This is a genomic window from Dechloromonas sp. ZY10 (assembly GCF_041378895.1).
Lineage (GTDB): Bacteria > Pseudomonadota > Gammaproteobacteria > Burkholderiales > Rhodocyclaceae > Azonexus > Azonexus aquae.
In genome coordinates this window covers 767,641-786,430 of the sequence record NZ_CP144212.1, presented here as the reverse complement: position 1 = coordinate 786,430, position 18,790 = coordinate 767,641, and the positions used below count along the sequence as shown (strand labels likewise).

At 63.6% G+C, this 18,790-nt stretch carries 14 protein-coding genes; 7 read left to right on the top strand and 7 right to left on the bottom strand.

Features of this window, described 5'->3' with window-relative positions; all coding sequences use genetic code 11:
- Window positions 1-11: 11 nt before the first annotated feature.
- Window positions 12-1,316, bottom strand: a complete 1,305-nt coding sequence (locus tag VX159_RS03605) for an extracellular solute-binding protein (RefSeq protein ID WP_371324625.1) — start codon at window positions 1,314-1,316, stop codon at window positions 12-14.
- A gap of 96 nt (window positions 1,317-1,412) precedes the next feature.
- On the opposite strand from VX159_RS03605, the gene VX159_RS03600 reads away from it, so the two are divergent.
- From VX159_RS03600 to VX159_RS03580, 5 genes are all read left to right on the top strand, one after another.
- On the top strand, window positions 1,413-1,874 hold the full coding sequence (locus VX159_RS03600) for a hypothetical protein (RefSeq protein WP_371324624.1): 462 nt from the start codon (window positions 1,413-1,415) through the stop codon (window positions 1,872-1,874).
- Between the two features lie 36 nt (window positions 1,875-1,910).
- The gene (locus VX159_RS03595) at window positions 1,911-4,445 is read left to right on the top strand and encodes an ATP-binding protein (protein WP_371324623.1); all 2,535 of its coding nucleotides are present in this window, start codon (window positions 1,911-1,913) and stop codon (window positions 4,443-4,445) included.
- A 1-nt stretch (window position 4,446) separates the two neighbouring features.
- Window positions 4,447-4,839 carry a response regulator gene (locus VX159_RS03590; RefSeq protein WP_371324622.1) on the top strand — a complete coding sequence of 131 codons (393 nt, stop codon included), beginning with the start codon at window positions 4,447-4,449 and terminating at the stop codon, window positions 4,837-4,839.
- Window positions 4,829-6,553, top strand: coding sequence for an ATP-binding protein (locus tag VX159_RS03585; RefSeq protein ID WP_371324621.1), 1,725 nt, complete (start codon window positions 4,829-4,831; stop codon window positions 6,551-6,553). The genes VX159_RS03590 and VX159_RS03585 overlap by 11 nt, the downstream gene beginning before the upstream one ends.
- 135 nt (window positions 6,554-6,688) lie before the next feature.
- Complete coding sequence (locus tag VX159_RS03580; RefSeq protein ID WP_371325487.1) at window positions 6,689-8,050, top strand: DEAD/DEAH box helicase; 1,362 nt, start codon at window positions 6,689-6,691, stop codon at window positions 8,048-8,050.
- A gap of 107 nt (window positions 8,051-8,157) precedes the next feature.
- On the opposite strand, the gene VX159_RS03575 is transcribed toward VX159_RS03580, so the two are convergent.
- Entirely contained in the window at window positions 8,158-9,051 is an 894-nt protein-coding gene (locus VX159_RS03575) for an HDOD domain-containing protein (protein ID WP_371324620.1), read from the bottom strand.
- Window positions 9,052-9,378: 327 nt separating this feature from the next.
- A complete protein-coding gene (hyi, locus tag VX159_RS03570; RefSeq protein ID WP_371324619.1) occupies window positions 9,379-10,152 on the bottom strand; it encodes a hydroxypyruvate isomerase in 774 nt (257 codons plus the stop codon).
- A gap of 61 nt (window positions 10,153-10,213) precedes the next feature.
- Here hyi and VX159_RS03565 point away from each other — a divergent pair, with 61 nt between their 5' ends.
- On the top strand, window positions 10,214-10,807 hold the full coding sequence (locus tag VX159_RS03565) for a cob(I)yrinic acid a,c-diamide adenosyltransferase (protein WP_371324618.1): 594 nt from the start codon (window positions 10,214-10,216) through the stop codon (window positions 10,805-10,807).
- Between the two features lie 173 nt (window positions 10,808-10,980).
- Window positions 10,981-11,115, top strand: coding sequence for a hypothetical protein (locus VX159_RS03560; protein WP_371324617.1), 135 nt, complete (start codon window positions 10,981-10,983; stop codon window positions 11,113-11,115).
- Between the two features lie 88 nt (window positions 11,116-11,203).
- On the opposite strand, the gene aroG is transcribed toward VX159_RS03560, so the two are convergent.
- The 4 genes from aroG to VX159_RS03540 all read right to left on the bottom strand — a co-directional run bounded on the left by aroG (window position 11,204) and on the right by VX159_RS03540 (window position 18,706).
- Entirely contained in the window at window positions 11,204-12,283 is a 1,080-nt protein-coding gene (gene aroG / locus VX159_RS03555; protein WP_371324616.1) for a 3-deoxy-7-phosphoheptulonate synthase AroG, read from the bottom strand.
- 169 nt (window positions 12,284-12,452) lie between these two features.
- A complete protein-coding gene (gene tldD, locus VX159_RS03550) occupies window positions 12,453-13,913 on the bottom strand; it encodes a metalloprotease TldD (RefSeq protein ID WP_371324615.1) in 1,461 nt (486 codons plus the stop codon).
- A 16-nt stretch (window positions 13,914-13,929) separates the two neighbouring features.
- Complete coding sequence (locus tag VX159_RS03545) at window positions 13,930-14,748, bottom strand: carbon-nitrogen hydrolase family protein (RefSeq protein ID WP_371324614.1); 819 nt, start codon at window positions 14,746-14,748, stop codon at window positions 13,930-13,932.
- Window positions 14,735-18,706: a YhdP family protein gene (locus VX159_RS03540; protein ID WP_371324613.1), complete on the bottom strand. Its 3,972-nt coding sequence runs from the start codon at window positions 18,704-18,706 to the stop codon at window positions 14,735-14,737. The genes VX159_RS03545 and VX159_RS03540 overlap by 14 nt, the downstream gene beginning before the upstream one ends.
- Window positions 18,707-18,790 lie beyond the last annotated feature (84 nt).

Genomic DNA, 18,790 nt, shown 5'->3' with positions numbered 1-18,790 from the left:
GGGCAGCGGGCTCAGAAAGGTTGCGCTTTTTTGAGTGCCGGCTTGGCACTGAGCAGCGCATTGCCGCGATTCACCGCCGTATCGAGCGCGGCCTTGGCCGGCTTGCGGTCAGACCAGACGGCTTCGAGTTCTTCGTTGGCAATGGCACGCACGGCATCAATGTTGGCAACCCGCATCGGCGACTTGGCGCCGCTGCCTTGCAACGAGTCGAAGGCGATCTTGAGGCTGCGCGTGCCGTCGTCCTGCAGGACTTTGCTGCTGGCAGCCGCACGGGCGGCCGCAGTAAGCGGCAGCTGGCCGTACTGGCGGATCATTTCGACCTGCATTTCGGGCGCCAGCAGGAATGCGACAAATTTTGCGGCGATTTTGTAATCTGCCGCCGAGCGGCCGCTGCCGACCCACAACGCAGCGCCATCGGCCAAGGTATTGCGCCGGCCGCCATAAACGTCATCGTGATACGGCAAGGGAGCAACGCCCAGTTCGACACCGCGGGCGTCGCGGAAGTCGGTGTGTTCGCGCGAGTCGGTAGTGATCATTGCGCACTCGCCTTCGCGGAAGCGCTCGCTGGCCTCGGCACGTCGGCCAAAACTGCGGAAGTAGCCGGCCTTCTGCCAGGTGGCCATCATCGCGATGTGCTTGACCTGCGGCAGGCCGTTGAACACCAGCTGCCCCTTGTCGGTGGTTGCCGGTACGCCGGACACGGCGCTGACGTTGTCGATATGCACCCAGACCGGCCAGGAGGAGGTGTACGGACACTGGAAGCCGCTATCCTGCAGCTTGTCGAGCATGGCCTGCATCTCGAACCAGGTCTGCGGCGGGCGCTCAGGATCGAGCCCGGCCTTGCGCAAGGCATTCTTGTTGTAGAACAGCACCGGGGTCGAATAAGCCACCGGGAGCGCGACCAGCTTGCCCTTGCCATCAACCACGCCCGCCTTGAGGTCGGGCGACAACTCACCGTCCTTGAGCGGTACGCCAGCCTTGCTCATCATCGCGTGCAGCGGCAGGAACTGCTTGGGCTGGCTGAGGACTTCGTCGATGTCGTAGCGGCGGACCAGGTTGAGCAGTGCCGGAGAAGCGCCCTTTTCCAGGCGAACCAGCTTGAGCGCCGCGCCTTGTTCGCGGTTGAAGCGCTCGACCACGGCTTGCAGGCGGGCTTCGCCGACCTCACCGAGGTTGTGCGCCAGTTCGAGTGCGGCCGCCGGCGCTACGGGAGCCGGCTTGGCCGCCTTGGCCGGGGCCGGCGCCTTGGCGGCGAATGCGGAGCAGGAAAAGACAAGGGCCAGTGCGGCAAACAGCGGACGCGGCGAATACGACATGAACAACAACTCCGGATACCCTAAAAAGGCAATTATAGCGCGGCGAAAAGGCCGCCCAAAAAGCATTTTCCCCGGCAATTGTGCGAAAATCCGCAGATGCTCAAGCACACTCCTTTCATTGTTGCCGCCGCCATCGGCCTGGCCGGTTGCGAGCAGGTAAACCAGCGCCTCGGACTGGAAGACCCGGTCAAGAAGGAGGCGCGCCTGGAAGCCGAAGGCAAGGCGGTCGGCAGCGCCTGCCGCCACTCCGGACGGGCGATCGAGGATTGCTATTCGATCTACCGCTGGCTGGCCAAGGCCAACATCTACGCCGGCTGGATGGAGATGGATACCTATATGCGCGAGAACGGCATCGAGACCATCGCCCCGCAACTGCCGCCGGCCCCGCCGCCCGAGCCGCCGGAAAAGAAAAAGAAGAAGAAGCCCAAGGCTGAGGGCGAAAATCCCGAAGGCGCCGCACCCAAAGAAGGCGAAGCCCCCGCCGGCGACGGCAAGGAAGCGGCCAAGGACGCCAAGGATCCGCCCCCCAAGGAACCCGCCAAGCCGGCAAAACACTGACGCCCCAAGCGGCGCCATACGGCCCAGGAGAACCCGATGCCCACCCCCGCCTTTCTGCGCGGCATGCGCGGCAAACTGATTGCCCTCTTTGTCCTGATCAAGGTGGTGCCGCTCCTGCTGCTTGCCGGTTTTGCCTGGAATGCTGCCAGCCGCCTGGGCAACGACGTGTCGGACAAGGCCGGCGGAATGGCCGAGGCGATGCGCGCGACCATCGGCCATATCGGCAAGACCGTGATCGACGACTCGATCCGCGCCCTCGACCTGCGCTCGCGCGAGGCGATCGAAGCACTGACGGTCGACACCGCCAAGGAAATCGCCGACTTTCTCTACGACCGCGACCGCGACATTCGCCTGGCTGCCCGCCAGGAACTGTCCGAGGCGGCTTTCCAGCGCTTTCTCGCTGACCACACCCGGCGCCTGCACAAGCACGGCGAATGGCGCCTCAAGGCCGACGGCAAAGGCTGGGAGCCGGTCACCCCGGTGACTCCGGAGGTGCGCATGACGCGCACCATCCTCAGCGACAACGCCAAGGATTTCCATGCCCGCCCGGCGGAATACCTGGGCGAGGAGGAACAGCGGCCGCTGTTTGTCGAAATGAGCTTCATCACCCCCGACGGCCAGGAAAAAATCAAGGCGACACGCGGCAATCTGACCGAAAAATCGCTGAAAAACGTGGTCGACCGTAAAAATACCTTCCTCGGCGCCGAAAGCTATTTTTCCGAGCTGAAAAAGCTCAAGCCCGGTGAAATCTACGTCTCCGAGGTAATCGGCGCCTATGTGCCAACCCACCTGATCGGCGCTTACACGCCAGAGCGCCTGGAAAAAGCCGGCAAGCCGTTCCGGCCGGAAGAATCGGCTTATGCCGGCAGCGAAAACCCGCTCGGCAAACGCTTCCGGGGCATCGTCCGCTGGGCGACCCCGGTGCTGCAAAACGGCAAGCTGGCCGGCTACGTGACGCTGGCCCTGGATCACGACCACATTCGCCAGTTTTCCGACCGGCTGATGCCGACCGAGCAGCGCTACACCCCGATTTCGGATGCCAGCAACGGCAACTACGCCTTCATCTGGGACCACAAGAGCCGCTCGATCTCGCATCCGCGCGACTATTTCATCGTCGGCTACGATCCGGCCACCGGCCGCCCGGCAACGCCGTGGCTGGACGAAGAGCTATATGCCGAATGGCAACAGAGCGGCCAGCCTTCGGACCAGTTCCTGGCCGGCATTCCGGCCTTCCGCGATCCCGACCTCAAGCGCAAGCCGGCCGCCGCACTGACCGCCGCCGGCAACGTCGGCCTGGATTGCCGCTACCTGAACTTTTCGCCGCAATGCCACGGCTGGAATGCACTGACCGAGCACGGCGGTTCGGGTTCGTTCGTGATTTTCTTCTCCGGTCTGTGGAAACTCACCACGGCTGCGGCCATCCCCTACTACACCGGCCAATACGGCGAGAGCCGGCAGGGCTTCGGTTTTGTCACAATCGGCGCGAACGTCGATGAATTCCACCGCGCAGCAACCGAAACCGCCGACCGGATCAATCGCCTGCTCAGCGACAAGGACGCCGAGTTCAAGGCCGGACGCGAGGGCCTGCTCAGCGACATCCGCAGCAGCCTGAGCAGCACCGCCCTGGGGCTGTGGGGGTCGACGCTGGTGATGGCGATCGCGGTGATCGGCATCGCCATCTGGCTGGCCGACCTGATGACCGGGCGGATTACCCGGATGATCGAAGGCATCCATGCTTTCCAGCAAGGCGACTTGCAGCGCCGCCTGAGCAGCGAGAGCGCAGACGAGATGGGCGAACTGGCCAACTCCTTCAACCGCATGGCCGACTCGGTTGGTGAATCGTTTACCCGGCTTGAAGAGGCGCGCAACAAGGCTGAAGAGGCCAGCCAGCTGAAATCCGCCTTCCTGGCCACGGTCTCGCACGAACTGCGCACCCCGCTCAACGGCATCATCGGCTTTGCCGACCTGCTGCACAACGAACTGCAGGACCCGGAACAGGTGGAGTACGCCCGCATCATCCACAGCAGCGGAGAAAAGCTCCTCGGTCAGGTCAATGACATCCTTGACCTGACCCGCGTGCAGTCCGGCGAAATGACGCCCCAGTGCGAGTTGATCGACCTGCCGCTGCTGATTCGCGAGGCCCTGCTGCCGCTGCGCACGCCGCTGAGCGACAAGGGTTTGCAAGTCAGCGTCAGCGGCACCGACGCTGACTTGCCGCCGCTGCACTCCGATCCCTTGCGCATCCGCCAGATTCTCGACCGCCTGCTCGACAATGCGGTGAAGTTCACCCCCAGCGGCGAAATCCGTATCGAGGTCACCGGCGACGAGCATGAAATCCGGATCGCTGTCCGCGACAGCGGCCCCGGGATTGCCCGCGAGAATCACGAAGCGGTGTTCGAGAAATTCAAGCAGCTCGAACACTTCCTGACCCGCCATCACGGCGGCATCGGACTCGGCCTGGCGCTCTCGCGCCAGCTGGCCAGCCTGCTCGGCGGCCGCCTCAGCCTCGAATCGGAGGCTGGTCAGGGGGCCTGCTTCACCCTGCACCTGCCCTTGCGGCAAGGAGATTGACTTGTCTGAAACGCGCGCCCTGATCGTCGACGATGTAGCCTCAAGCCGCCTGCTCGCCGAGAAATACCTGAAACTGCTGGGCTGGCAAACGGTGAGTGTAGATAGCGGCGAAGACGCACTGGCCGCCGCAGCGGCCGGCGACTTCCAGCTGGTCCTGCTCGACATCAGCATGCCCGGGCTCAGCGGCGAGGAAACCTGCCGTCGCCTGCGCGCCCTGCCGCTGGGTGCCAGCCTTTATATCATCGCCTACACTGCGCACGCCTTTCCCGAGGAGCGCCTGCGCTTCCTTGGCTGCGGCTTTGATGAAATCCTGGTCAAACCGGTTGAACGCGAGACCCTGACGAGCTTGCTTGCCGCCGCCTTTCCCTCGACCGGGAGCCCCCGTGCTGACTGAACTGCAGCACCGCCTGCAGAATCTGCCGGCCGCGCTGCTCCACTGGCTGACCCTGCTGCTGTTGCTGCTGTTCGTTGGCTGCGCCGAATTGCTGGTCTCCGAAGAACAGACCGGAAGGATTGCCGAACAGCGCGCGCAGGCCTGGCACGAAGCCGGCAACCTGCGCGTCCTGATCGAATCCGAACTCAACGCCAGCGCCCACATCGCCAGCGGGATCGCAACCTATATCGTGGCCCGCAAAGGCCAGATTGCCGCCGGCGACATCACTCCGATGCTGGCCGAGCTGTACCGCCAGGGGCGGCATATCCGCAACATCGGCATCGCTCCCGCCAACCGGCTCAGCTACATCTATCCGCTGATCGGCAACGAGGCCGCGCTCGGCTTGTACTACCCCGACCATCCCACTCAATGGCCGGCCGTCCGCCGCACCATCGAAAAGCGCCAGCCTTCGCTGGCCGGACCGACGCCGCTGCAACAGGGAGGCGAAGCGCTGATCTACCGGATTCCGGTGTATATCGAACAGAATTACTGGGGCATGATCAGTACGGTGATCGATAACGAACGCCTGTTCCGCCACCTGCGTTCGCTCGGCCGCAGCCTGCCGGCCGGCTTTGCGCTGCGCGGCCGCGACGGCAAGGGTAGTGATGGCGAGGTGTTCATGGGCAACCCGGAGGCCTTCAGTGGCAACAGCCTGCTGCTCGACATCCGGATTCCCGGCGGCAGTTGGCAGATGGCGGCCCCGCTGCCGGAAGCCGGAAGCCACCCGACCTTGCGCCTGGCCGCCTGGAGCGTCGCCCTGCTGCTGACCGGGCTGTGCCATCTGCTGCTGCGCGCACTGATCCGCCAGGGCGCCACCTTGCAAGCGCTGCGCCAGACCGAGCGGGCCCTTTCCGGACAACGCGACCAGCTCGAAGAAGAAGTCCGCAAGCGGACCGGCGAACTGCTGCGCGCCAAGGAAAGAGCGGAGCAGGCCAGCCAGGCCAAGAGCCGGTTTCTGGCCAATATCAGCCATGAAATCCGCACTCCGCTCAACGCCGTGATCGGTCTGACCCACATTCTGCGGCGCCAGCATCCACGTCCGGAACAGGCCGACAAGCTACAGCGGATTGATGTTGCGGCAACGCATTTGCTGGAGTTGCTCAACAACATCCTCGATCTGGCCCGCATCGAAGCCGGCAAGCTCGAATTGCAGCATGCGCGGATTTCCGGCACCTCCCTGGCCGAAACCCTGCAGGCGATGTTCGGCGAACAACTACGCCAGCGCTGCATTGCCTTCAATGTGGATTTCTCGGCCTTGCCGCAGACACTGCATGGCGACCCGTTACGGCTTGGGCAAATGCTGATCAACTACGTCGGCAATGCAGCCAAATTCACCACCCACGGCGAAATTGACGTGAGTGCCGACTGCCTGCAGGAGGACGACGCCCAGGCGCTGCTCCGCTTCAGCGTGCGCGACAGCGGAATCGGGCTGAGCCAGGAGCAGGCAGCCCGGATTTTTGCCCCCTTCGAGCAGGCTGACAACTCAACCACCCGCCGCTTCGGTGGCAGCGGCCTGGGACTCGCCATTTGCCGCGTACTCGCCCGGGCAATGGGTGGCGAATGCGGCGTGGACAGCCGGCTCGGCCAGGGCAGCCATTTCTGGTTCACCGTTTACCTCGGCAAAAGCAGCGAAAAACCCGCGTTGACCGTGGAAAACAACGAATTGCAGGCGTAACGCGTATAATTCCCGCCCATGTCAGAAATCCATTCTCAGGACGCTTCTTCCGTCCCCGCTGCGACCCCGGTTGTCGCAGAAACCACTTTCGCCGACCTCGGCCTCGCGCCCGAACTGTTGCGCGCCCTCAACGACATGGGCTACAGCAAGCCCACGCCGATCCAGGCCCAGGCCATCCCGCTGGTGATCTCCGGCAAGGACATCATGGGCGGCGCCCAGACCGGCACCGGCAAAACAGCAGCGTTTACGCTGCCGATCCTGCAACGCATCCTGCCTTTTGCCAGTTCCAGCCCCTCGCCGGCCAAACACCCGGTCCGCGCATTGATCCTGGCTCCGACCCGCGAACTGGCGCTGCAGGTATTCGAATCGGTCAAGGCCTACAGCAAGCATACGCCGCTGCGGGCACTATGCGCCTTTGGTGGCGTCGATATCAAGCCGCAGATCGCAGAACTGAAAAAAGGCGTCGAAATCCTGGTCGCCACGCCGGGCCGTCTGCTTGACCACGTCGAGAACAAGAGCGTCAGCTTCAACTCGGTGCAAGCGCTGGTCCTCGACGAAGCCGACCGCATGCTCGACATGGGCTTCATCCCCGACGTCACCCGCATCCTCAAAATGCTGCCGGCGCAGCGGCAGAGCCTGCTGTTTTCCGCCACTTTCTCGGACGAGATCAAGAAGCTGGCCGATACCATGCTGCAATCACCGGTGCTGGTCGAAGTCGCCCGCCGCAACCAGGTATCGGAAACCATCAGCCATCGCGTGCATCCGGTTTCCGACTGGGGCAAGCGCGGACTGTTGATCAAACTGCTGAAATCCGGCGATATCCGCCAGTGCATCGTCTTCATGCGCACCAAGCAAGGCTGCTCGCGCCTCTCACGCGAACTGCAGCGGGCCGGCATCCACGCCGACGCGATTCACGGTGACAAGAGCCAGCTCGACCGGATCAAGGCCCTCGATGCCTTCAAGGCCGGCCAGACCCAGGCGCTGGTGGCAACCGACGTGGCGGCTCGCGGTCTCGACATCGACGAACTGCCGTATGTAATCAACTACGAGTTGCCGCACGTGCCGGAAGATTACGTTCACCGGATCGGGCGTACCGGCCGCGCCGGGCGCCAGGGGAACGCAATCTCTCTGGTCAGCGCGCACGAAGTCGGCTATCTGGTCGAGATCGAAAAATTGATCAAGCGGCCGATTGAACAAATCGAGGTCGCAGGTTTCGAGCCCGAAGCGGAATATGAATACCCGCCGGGGAACAAGAAGAAACGCCCCGCGCCTGCGCCCAGCAAGGCACCGCTGACCCAGCCGGCGGCGCGCCCGGCAACTTCGGGACGGCGACGCAATCCGATGATTGCCGCCGACGGGTTCGACTTCAGCCGGCCTTATGAAGAAAAGCCGCAGGGAGAAATCCCCGATTCCCCGCAGGCACCGGCCAAGATCGACCCGCACAAGCCGCGCCGGGTCGTTGCCGCACTGCTCGGCGGTCTGGGCCGCAAGGACTGATCAGCAGGCCAGCCACAATGGTCGCCGCCCGGTAGAAATGCCGGGCCCCGGAATGCATCAGGGCCGCGCAAGCGGCCCTGAGTATTTGCGGCAACCTGTCTGGCGAATCAGAGGTCGGCCATGGCGACGTGGAAGCGCTCGAGAATGACGTCGACAAATTCGGGCAACGCCTCTTCGTTCAAGCCCAGTTCCTCAAGCACCGATTCCTTGATCTCATCCCATTCCGGATTGGCAACCCGCTGATCGCGGTAATAAATATCGATGGCCAGCGACAGGATCGCGACCATGGTCCGAGCCTGGTGATCGCCAATATCCTGAATGTGATGGTGATGGCGGATACCGTCACAGATGAATTCAGGCAAATGCCAATGCCGGCCGACCAGATAACCGACCACGCAGTGATCGGCATTGAACTTGCCATCTTCGGCGGTCAGATCGACCCAGCGCCCCTGCTCGGAAAGCCGCATCTCGCTGCAATAAGTCGGGAAGCGCTGCATCAGCAGCAGCACGCCGCAATCGTGGAAGATACCCGCCAGATAGGCCTGATCGGGGAAGATGTTGCAGACGGCAATCCGCTCGTCGGCAATCAGCATCGCCAACTGCCCCACTGCTTGCGAACGCGCCCAGAAAGCCTCGTATACAGCAGCATTTTTCTTCTTGTCACCGATCGAAGCCAGGGTGATCGCCTGTACCAGATGGTAGGTTTGCTGCACGCCGACAGCATGGAGAATCTGTTCAATCGAGTCGAACGGTTGCAACTTGCGATAAGCAGCATTGCCGACCACCTTGAACAGCATGGCCGCCACCCCGGGATCCTGATTGATGGTGCGGGCAAGGAGACGGACATCCATTTCCTTGCGGGCGATCAGTTTGCGCAACTCTTCCACCACCCGGGGCTGTGGCGGAATCTTGACCCCCCCTTCCAGCAACCGCTTGACGCGCTCTTTACCCATGTCATCGAGACTCTGAGTAATCTCGAACACCGAATTGCCCGCACTCATTCCTTAACCTCGTTGTTTGTATTTTCTGCGGGCAACATCCACCCACGGTCACACCGGCCCCATGATACCCCGATGGCAACAGCCGGAATTGCTGCCGGCAGGCAAGCGCCACCCGGAAATCAAGGGATTGCATACTGGTTTACGCCGCCCAAAAATTCCCTGTGCCGCGCCCGAAAGGCTGATTTTACTACCAAAGGCATAATTGAATAACTGACAAAACTGACAGGGATAACCCTCCCTGCCGCAGGCAGCCACCCTGAGCAGGAGAGACACAAGCGTCATTGACATCGGTCAAGGCCGGAGCACGGCCCGACCGGTGCAACAGGCTCATCCCCGCCGCCAGTCGAGTCCGGCTTCAGTCGCCCCAAGCGGCTTGTACTCGCAACCCACCCAGTCCGAATAACCGAGCCGGTCAAGCAATGCGAACAGGAAAGGGTAGTGGATTTCGCCCGTGCCCGGCTCATGCCGCCCAGGGTGGTCGGCCACCTGGATATGGCCGATGCGCGGGAAGTGCCGCTCGATACAACCGGCAAGATCGCCGCGAATGATCTGGGCGTGGTACAGATCAAGCTGCAGGCGAACGTTGTCGCGCCCTATCTGATCCAGCAGGCGTACCGCCTTGTCCACATCGTCGAGCCAGTAACCCGGCATGTCGATCCGGCTGTTGATCGGCTCAATCAGGACGTCGATCCCCTCGCGCCCGAGCTGGTCGGCGGCGTACTGCAGATTGGCGACATAGACGGCACTCAGTTCGTCCTCCGGGATGCCTGCCGGACGCAGCCCGGCCATGCAGTGCACGCGCGGGCAGTCGAGTGCCATCGCATAAGCCAGCGCCCGTTCAACGCCTTCGGCAAACTCGCCCTGGCGCCCGGGGAGGCAGGCCAAACCGCGCTCCCCGGCCGCCCAGTCGCCCGGCGGCAAGTTGAACAGGACCTGTTCGACAGCGGCCTCGGTCAACCAGCGGCTAACCTCGGCGGCCGGCCAATCATAGGGAAAAAGGTACTCGACGCCGGCAAATCCGGCTGCGGCGGCGCGCCCGAAGCGCTCGGAGAAAGGCGCGTCGGCAAACAAAAAACTGAGGTTGGCGGCAAACTTTGGCATGGGACAAAGGTCAGTGCTTCGGCCCGTCAGTATAATCCGCCCACTTGATCAGGAGACCAGCATGGATAACAACGAGACCCCCCAGAACGACACCGGCGAACGCAAGGGCAACCGCTTGTCGAAAATCGTCACCCGCACCGGCGACGGCGGCACGACCGGCCTCGGCGATGGCAGCCGAACGACCAAGGATAGTCTGCGCATCGACGCCATCGGCGAGGTCGACGAACTCAATTCCGGACTCGGCGTGCTGCTCTGCGAAGAGTTGCCCGATTCCGTTCGCGACGCCCTGCTGGGCATCCAGCATGACCTGTTCGACCTCGGCGGCGAACTCTGCCTGCCGGGCATGAACGTGATCAAGGACAGTCAGGTCGAGCGCCTGGAAAATCTGGTCGAGGAATTCAACGCCGATCTTCCGATGCTCAAGGAATTTATTCTCCCCGGCGGCACCCGCGCCGCTGCCCTCGCCCACCTGTCGCGCACGGTCTGCCGCCGGGTCGAGCGCAGCATGGTCCGCCTGCACCGCGCCGAACCACTGCCCGACGCCGCCCGCCGCTACGTCAATCGCCTCTCCGACCTGCTCTTCGTGCTCGGCCGCGTGCTCAACCGGGCCGGCGGCCGCGGCGATGTACTCTGGCAAAAGGGCAAGAACGCCTGAACTTGACGCTGGAACGGCTGTGGATGCTGCACTTCCGGCAAAAGTACGGTAATCTTGCAGCCGTTTCCCCCTCCCCCTGAAATTGCCCGAACGTGTTTCGCGTCATTACCAAATATCGTTGTGGCAAGCCGCGCCCAGTCATCGAGCGCGGCCCTTGGCACACGTCCTCGGAAATGGCGCACTTCTGGGCCGACACCCTGCGCAATCAGGGCTACACCACCGAGGTCGAGGAAGGCTTGGGCTCGAAAATGCCGGGCGGTGACAACAGCAATGCCGATCTGGCGGCGGCTCTCGCCACCATGGCCTGAACCGGCTACCGCTGCGGACGAAAAAATGGCGAGCAACGCGGCTCGCCATTTTTGTTGGTGCCCCACACATGCAGGGCGCACCCAATGATTACTCTGCTGCTTCCTTGACCCGGCGCGCGCGCACGGCGGCCGCCAGCTGGTCCATCACCCGGACGCTGTCCTCCCAGTGGATGCAGGCATCGGTCACGCTCTGGCCGTAGGTCAGCGGTTTTTCCGGGACCAGATCCTGCCGCCCTTCGACCAGATGGGACTCGACCATCACCCCCATGATCCGCTCCTCACCCGCTGCGATTTGCTCTGCCACGCTGTCGCAAACTTCCATTTGCAGCTTGTACTGCTTGCGGCTGTTACCGTGCGAAAAATCGACCATCAAACGGGCCGCCAGACCGGCCTTGGCGATCTCGCTGCTGGCGGCCTCGACGCTGGCGGCGTCGTAGTTCGGCTCCTTGCCACCGCGCAGGATCACATGACAATCCTCGTTGCCAAGGGTAGACACGATCGCGGTATGACCCGATTTGGTCACCGACAGGAAATGATGCGGGGCACTGGCGGCACGGATCGCATCGACCGCAATGCGCATATTGCCATCGGTCCCATTCTTGAAACCGACCGGGCAGGAGAGGCCGGAAGCCAGCTCGCGGTGCACCTGCGACTCGGTGGTACGGGCACCAATGGCTCCCCAGGCAATCAGGTCGGCGGTGTACTGCGGGGTGATCGTATCGAGGAACTCGGTAGCGCAGGGCAAGCCCATTTCATTGACTTCGAGCAGGATGCGGCGGGCCAGGCGGATACCTTCGTTGATGCGGAAGGTGTTGTCCATCCGGGGGTCGTTGATCAGACCTTTCCAGCCCACCGTGGTACGCGGCTTTTCGAAATAAACCCGCATCACCACGATCAGGTCTTCGGCGTGCCGGGCCGCCTCCTTCTCCAGACGGCGGGCATATTCCATCGCCGCATCGTAATCATGGATCGAGCAGGGGCCGATCACCACCAGCAGGCGATCGTCGGCGCCATGCAGGGTGCGGTGGATGGCCTGGCGCGCGTTGTAAGTCGTCTGGGCCGCCCGCGACGAGGCCGGATACTCGCGGAAGACGTGGGCTGGCGGCACCAGCTCCTTGATTTCCTTGATCCGTACGTCGTCGGTATTCGGCTTGCTCGGCGATGTCATGACTCCTGCCCTCTCAATTGGTAACGCAAATGGCTTAAAGAACTGATTTTAACGGATTGCCGGCTTTTCCAACGTTTCCGGGTAAAAAACCACGGAAACCAGGAAAAAAACTGCAACCAACTACAAAAAAACCAAAAAACTCAATTCCGTCGTATCAAAACACCACGACTCAACCGGTGCCGCCGACGGTGAGACCGTCGATGCGCAGGGTCGGCTGGCCGACGCCGACCGGAACACTCTGGCCTTCCTTGCCGCAAGTCCCGACTCCGGGATCGAGGTTGAGATCGTTGCCGATCAGCGAGACCCGGGTCAGAGCATCCGGACCGTTGCCGATCAGCGTTGCCCCCTTGATCGGGCGGGTGATCTTGCCGTTTTCGATCAGGTAGGCCTCGCTCATCGAAAAAACGAACTTGCCACTGGTGATATCGACCTGACCGCCGCCGAAATTGGCGGCATAAATCCCCTTGTCGACCGAGGCGATGATTTCCTGCGGATCATGCTCGCCGGCCAGCATCATGGTGTTGGTCATCCGGGGCAGCGGCAGGTGGGCAAAGGATTCGCGGCGCCCGTTGCCGGTCGGCGCGACGCCCATCAGCCGGGCGTTGAGACTGTCCTGCATGTAGCCCTTGAGAATGCCGTCTTCGATCAGCACGGTGCGCTGGGTCGGATTGCCTTCGTCGTCGATGTTGAGCGAACCACGGCGGTCGGCGATGGTGCCGTCGTCGATCACCGTGACGCCCTTGGCCGCAACGCGCTGGCCGACCCGGCCGGAGAATGCAGAACTGCCCTTGCGGTTGAAATCGCCTTCGAGACCGTGCCCAACCGCTTCGTGGAGCAGGATGCCGGGCCAGCCGGAACCGAGCACTACCGTCATCTGCCCGGCCGGTGCCGGCTCGGCATGCAAGTTGACTGCGGCCTGATGCACCGCCTCCTGCGCATAGCGCTGCAACACTTCGTCGCTGAAATAGGCAAAATCGAAACGCCCGCCCCCGCCGGCCGCGCCCTGCTCGCGCTTGCCGTTTTCCTCAATGATCACCGAGATCGAGCAGCGCACCAGCGGCCGGATATCGGCCGCCAGGCGACCATCGGAACCGGCGACCAGGATCACCTCGTACTCGCCGGCGAGCGAGGCCATCACCTGCACCACGCGCGGATCGAGCGCACGGGCAAAGGACTCCAGCCGTTCGAGCAGGCTGACCTTGGCTTCGGCCGGCAATGAGGCCAGCGGGTCATGCGGGAGATACAGCCCGGCATTCACGGTCGACCGTGAAAACTGGCCAAAACCCGGGGCTGCCAGCGTCCCGGCCTGCCCCGCCGCACCTATCGCCCGTACAGCTGCGGCGGCATCGCCAAGCGCACGCGCACTAATGTCATCGGAGTAGGCAAAAGCCGTTTTCTCGCCGGCAATGGCGCGCACACCGACCCCCTGGTCGATGTTGAAACTGCCGGACTTGACGATCCCTTCGTCCAGGCTCCAGGCCTCGGAACGCGAATACTGGAAATACAGGTCGGCATAATCGACCTGCTTCTGCATGATCTGGCCAAAGGTCCGGGCCAGGTCGGATTCACCCAGCGCAAACGGCGCCAGCAGCAGGGATTCGGCTTGCGCCAGGGCCTCAGAGGAAGACATCGGATAACTCCAAAATTCAGCGTAACTTGCGGTGAGCGAGCGCCGGCAGGCTCTCGCGGATTTCGGCAATGTGCGCGTGGTCGAGATCGGCAACCACCACGCCTTCGCCCTTGTACTTGCGGTCGAGAATCTCCCCCCAGGGGTCGACCACCATGCTGTTGCCATGGGTCAGACGACCGTTCTCATGACGCCCGCCCTGGCCGGCGGCAAGAAGATAACACTGGTTTTCGATGGCGCGGGCGCGCAACAGGATTTCCCAGTGCGCCCGCCCGGTGGTTTCGGTAAATGCGGCCGGCAGCACGATCAGGTCGACCGGCCCGAGGCCGCGATACAGTTCGGGAAAGCGCAGGTCGTAGCAGATCGACAGCGCAATCCGGCCAAACGGCGTGTCGACCGTGGCCGGCGTGTTGCCGGGTTCGATGAAGGCAGCCTCGTCGTAGCTTTCGTCACCCTTGGCGAAGCCGAACAGATGCAGTTTGTCGTAGCGCTGCACGCATTCGCCTTGCGGGTTATAGACCAGCGTGCTGTTGCACATCTTGTCGGCCGCCTGTGCGGTCAACGGCAGCGAGCCGGCGATCAGCCAGATGCCATGCTGGCGCGCAGTCGCCGCCAGCCAATCCTGGACCGGACCGTGGCCAAAGGCCTCGCGGGCACGCACCCGGTCGGCATCGGCGGCACCGATGATCGGAAAATACTCGGGCAGCAACACCAATTGCGCCCCCTGCCGCACGGCATCGGCAACCAGCCGCGCGGCTGTCGTCAGGTTTGCCTCGACGCGCGGCCCCGACACCATCTGGACTGCGGCCACCCGTGCGTTCTGTTTACTGCCCATCATTGACTGGCTCCCGGCTTTCCTTGAGGTCCTTTTCCGGCGCGGCGGTAACATCCCGTTCGGTTTCGCCGGAAGGCGGCGGCGCGCTGCCGCTTTTCTTTTCGACCAGCGGATCGCTCCAGGTTCCCGTGACCTGATAGCGGTAGCTGAACAAACGATTGAGCGGGCTCTGCCCGGCCGCCCCGGCAATCAACGAAACGGCACCAGCGACGGGGTTGATCAGCGTCGCGCCGATCGTCGTCAGCGTGCTCAGTTCGGGGCGTACCAGTACGTCGAGCGACTGGGTTTCATTTTTCAGATCGGTTTCGCCACTGATCTGGATTTGCGCTGCCGGCGCCTTGATCTGCAACACGCCCTGGGTGCGCAACACCCCACGGCGCACGGAAAACCGCCCATCAACGCTGTCGAACGCCAGGCCGTCGCTGAAAATGTCGCGAAAATCGAGCGTCAGGCGACGCGGCAGGGATTGCAATGAAATCAGCCCGAGCAGTTTGCCCACCCCCGGCTCCAGCTTGTTGAACTGACCGCGCTCGGCCTCCAGCCGCAACTGGCCGGAAAGACTGCCGTAATCGATGGCAGTCAACGGCCCGTTCCATTGCAATTGACCGCTCAGTTTGGCCGTCCCCCGGCGCAGCCCCTCGGGATACCCAAGGCGTTCAAGCAATTTTCCGGCATCGCGCGCCTGCAGATCGAACTCCAGCCCGGTATGGTGCGCCCCGCCCTTCTGCCGGGGCTTTTCCCAAACGCCTTGGCCGCGCAGGCTGCCGTCGGGATTGTTGAGCTCCAGCCGCTCCAGCCGCCAGGCCCCCTTTTCGTTCCGCGCCCGCAGCGTCAGACGACCGAGCGATTTATCGCCGAGCAGGAAATTCTCGACCCCGAGACTCATCCCCGGCAGCGAGTCGACCAGGTTCTGGCTGTTGCCGCCGGACTCGGCCTCGGCACCCGGCTGCACGCTGAGACGCCGGAAACTGCCCTCGACCCAGCCCTCGCCAGCCCCCTTCCAGAACAGGTCGCCAACCGCCTCGCGGGTATTGATCCCGATCTGCCAGCCACCGTCGCGTGGCCGCAGGGCGACATCGACCTGATGGTAGTCGCGCTCCATCAGCCGCAAGGTGGCGGCTTTCAGCGTCACTGCGTTCAAAGCCAGCCCGCCATGCCCGCCGTCGCCCCCGGCAGCGTCTGCCGGCAGGTGGCTGCGCCAGGCGTCGGCGTCGATGAAACTGCCGCCAACGCGCACCGCCAGCCCGCGTTCGGGCAACTTCAATTCGCCGTCGCCAATCGCGAACACGCCCTTTTCCCACTGCTCGCCACGGCGCACGATCACGCCCTGCGCTGCCTTGCCCAGGGTCACCCGGTATTGCTCACGACTGGCATCGGGCAGTGAACGCTCGATGCGCAGCGGCAGGACGCTGGCCGCAGTCTTGTTGAGCGGCTCGGGCAGCGGCGAACTGATCCCCTGCAAATCGGACTCGACCACCACTGAGGCATTGCGCTGGCGAATGTCGATATTCGCCTTCCAGCCAGTCGAACCACTCAGCCGGTCAAGCAGCGGCCAGCCAAAGTGCTTGCTCACTTCCTGAATTGCTGCCGTGCCGGCAGCCTGCACCCCAACCCGGGGGCCCTGACTGCGGACCTGGACCTTGAAGCCGCCCCCAAAGGCCCGGCCTTCGATGTCGCGAGCCTGCACGCTGCTTTCAGTGATCTGCAAACGGCCATTGACCTGTGCCAACGGCGGCAAGCCCGGCACTACCTGCAGCTGGTTGTTGCGAAAGGCGTAATCGGCCCGCAACCTGGCCTCGGCCGGACGCCGCAACGGCAGGTCGAGATGCAGGTCGAGCGCCCCCTCGCCACTGGCCTTCATCCCGTCGGTAAACCGGTCGATCTTGTCGGCCACCGGACTCTGGCTGATGAACCGCAGGAAATCTCCAGTCTGTCCCTCGGCCCTGCCCGCCACCTTGAGCATTTCGTCGTGCGACTCGAAATCAGGAATCGCAACCTGCACCCCGGACAAACGAGCCCCGAGGATTTCGCCGCGCTGGGCGTTGATTTTCATGCCGATGCCGAAACTCATCTCGGCATCGACATGGTCGATCAAAGGCCAGCCGGGCGCATAGTCGATGCGCACGTCCGACGCCTTGGCCGTCACGCTGAACTGGCCAAGGGCCGGATCGCGGAATGGAAAGTCGCGCAGGTCTCCCTTCAGCACCAGACGCCCGTCGTAGCCCCGGCCACTGACGATGCCCCGCCGGATCCAGTTCCGGGCATCAGCATTGACTGCGTGCGGCATGTAGCGCCAGACCGCCTTGCCATCAGCCCGGTCTACGCGGGCGGCCAGGTCAATGACGCCAGGACCGTCGCCGGCATTGGTATAAGTACCGCGGGCCGAACCAGCGGCATCCGGACCGGAAAAATCAAGCCGTTCCAGGTTAACTTCCAGCCGCTGCTGCTCGCCCTGCGGACGCAGGCGCCAGCTGGCCCGGGCCTTGAGCAGGTCGAGCGGAATCTCGGCCACCGGAAACACCGCCGGCAGCGCCAGGGTCGCCTGCTGCGAATCGAGCAGCAGGTCACCACCACGCTCGTTGAGGTCGATCTGCCCGGACAAGCCAGCCGCCCCGGGAAAATACGCCTCGGCGCGCAGACCAAGACGATCGAACGAGGCCTTCAGCGCGTAACGCTGCAGGGTTTCGTCATGCAGGACCCAGCTTGCCTTCAGTTCGGCTATGCGGCCCTGCGGACGATAAGTTTGCAACAGGCGGCGGGTCGCCGGATCAAAGGGCATGTGACCGGCCAATTCCGCCAGCGCACCGAGGTCCAGGAAACTGGCACTGGCCCGCCCTTCGACCGTGCCGCTGGCGGTATCGTCGCGCCAGTCGAGACGGAAATCGCTCGGTGCAATGCGCAAACCGTCGGCGGTCTGGAGTTCGACCCGCTTGCCGGCCAGCGACCACTCGCCCGGCCGATAACGCGCCTCAACCCGGCCGCGCAGGCTGGCCAGATCGAGTTCCGGCAATTTCTGCGCCAAGCGGATACGCAACTCTTCCAGAGCCAGGTCCGCCGTCAGACGACCGCTCCCATCGCGCATCTCGCCCCACAGGCGCAGGGCACCCCGCCCGTGCGGGAGATGCACCGGGTAATCGACCCAGCGCCGCCAGCCGGCCAGATCGGCATAATCAAGCTGTACGTAGAGACGTGCCGCCAGTTCGGCAAAGGCCCCGGACTGCAAGGCCTGCAACAGGTCCCCCTTGAGTTCACCGCGCAGATCGAGACGATCGGCCAGCGCCGCCGGCGGCACCGCCGAAAGCCCGAGGCGATGGCGGTGACCGCGATTGTCAAGACCGAAATAAACGTCCTCGAGTACCAGCGGCGGCGCCTGCCGCTGCCGGTCATCCCAGACCAGGGTGGCGTCGCGGATACGAATCCGCGACTGCGCGAGCAGCCATTCGAGCGCCGCCGGGTCGCTCTCCCCCTCCGGTTCCAGGCCGGCAATCGAAATCCGCCCGTCAACCGCCCGCCGCACATGCAGCACCGGCTGCTCAAAGGCCAGCAAATCCAGCTTGAGCCGCATCCGGAGCAGGCTTTCCCAGGACAGCACCGCTTCGACGCGGTGCAGCGCAAACACCGGGTGACCCTCGCGATCCGCGACCGTGACCCGGTCGAGCACCAGATCCGGGTTGAGCCCCTGCCAGCGCGCCTCGATCCGCCCGATTCCGATCTGCAGCCCGACGGCCTTGCTGGCGGCGGCCTCGATTTCGCTCTTGTAGGTAGCAATCCCGGGCAGCACGGCATAACGCAGGGCAAGGACGGTAGCTACGAACAGCAGCCAGGCAGCAAACAGCCCCCAGCCCAGCCAGCGAAGTCCACGGTCGACTGCCGGGCGGGCCAGAAATGCCCGCATCCGCCGCGCGATCCGGGAACGAAAAGAAGCGGCACCGGCGCCGGTCGGCGCCGTCTGCTTATCCATGCGCACTACTCATGTGTCAGACTGCTTTGCCAGAAAGGGTCATAGGTCACTACAATCGGGAGATCGCCAAGACTGCCATTTTAT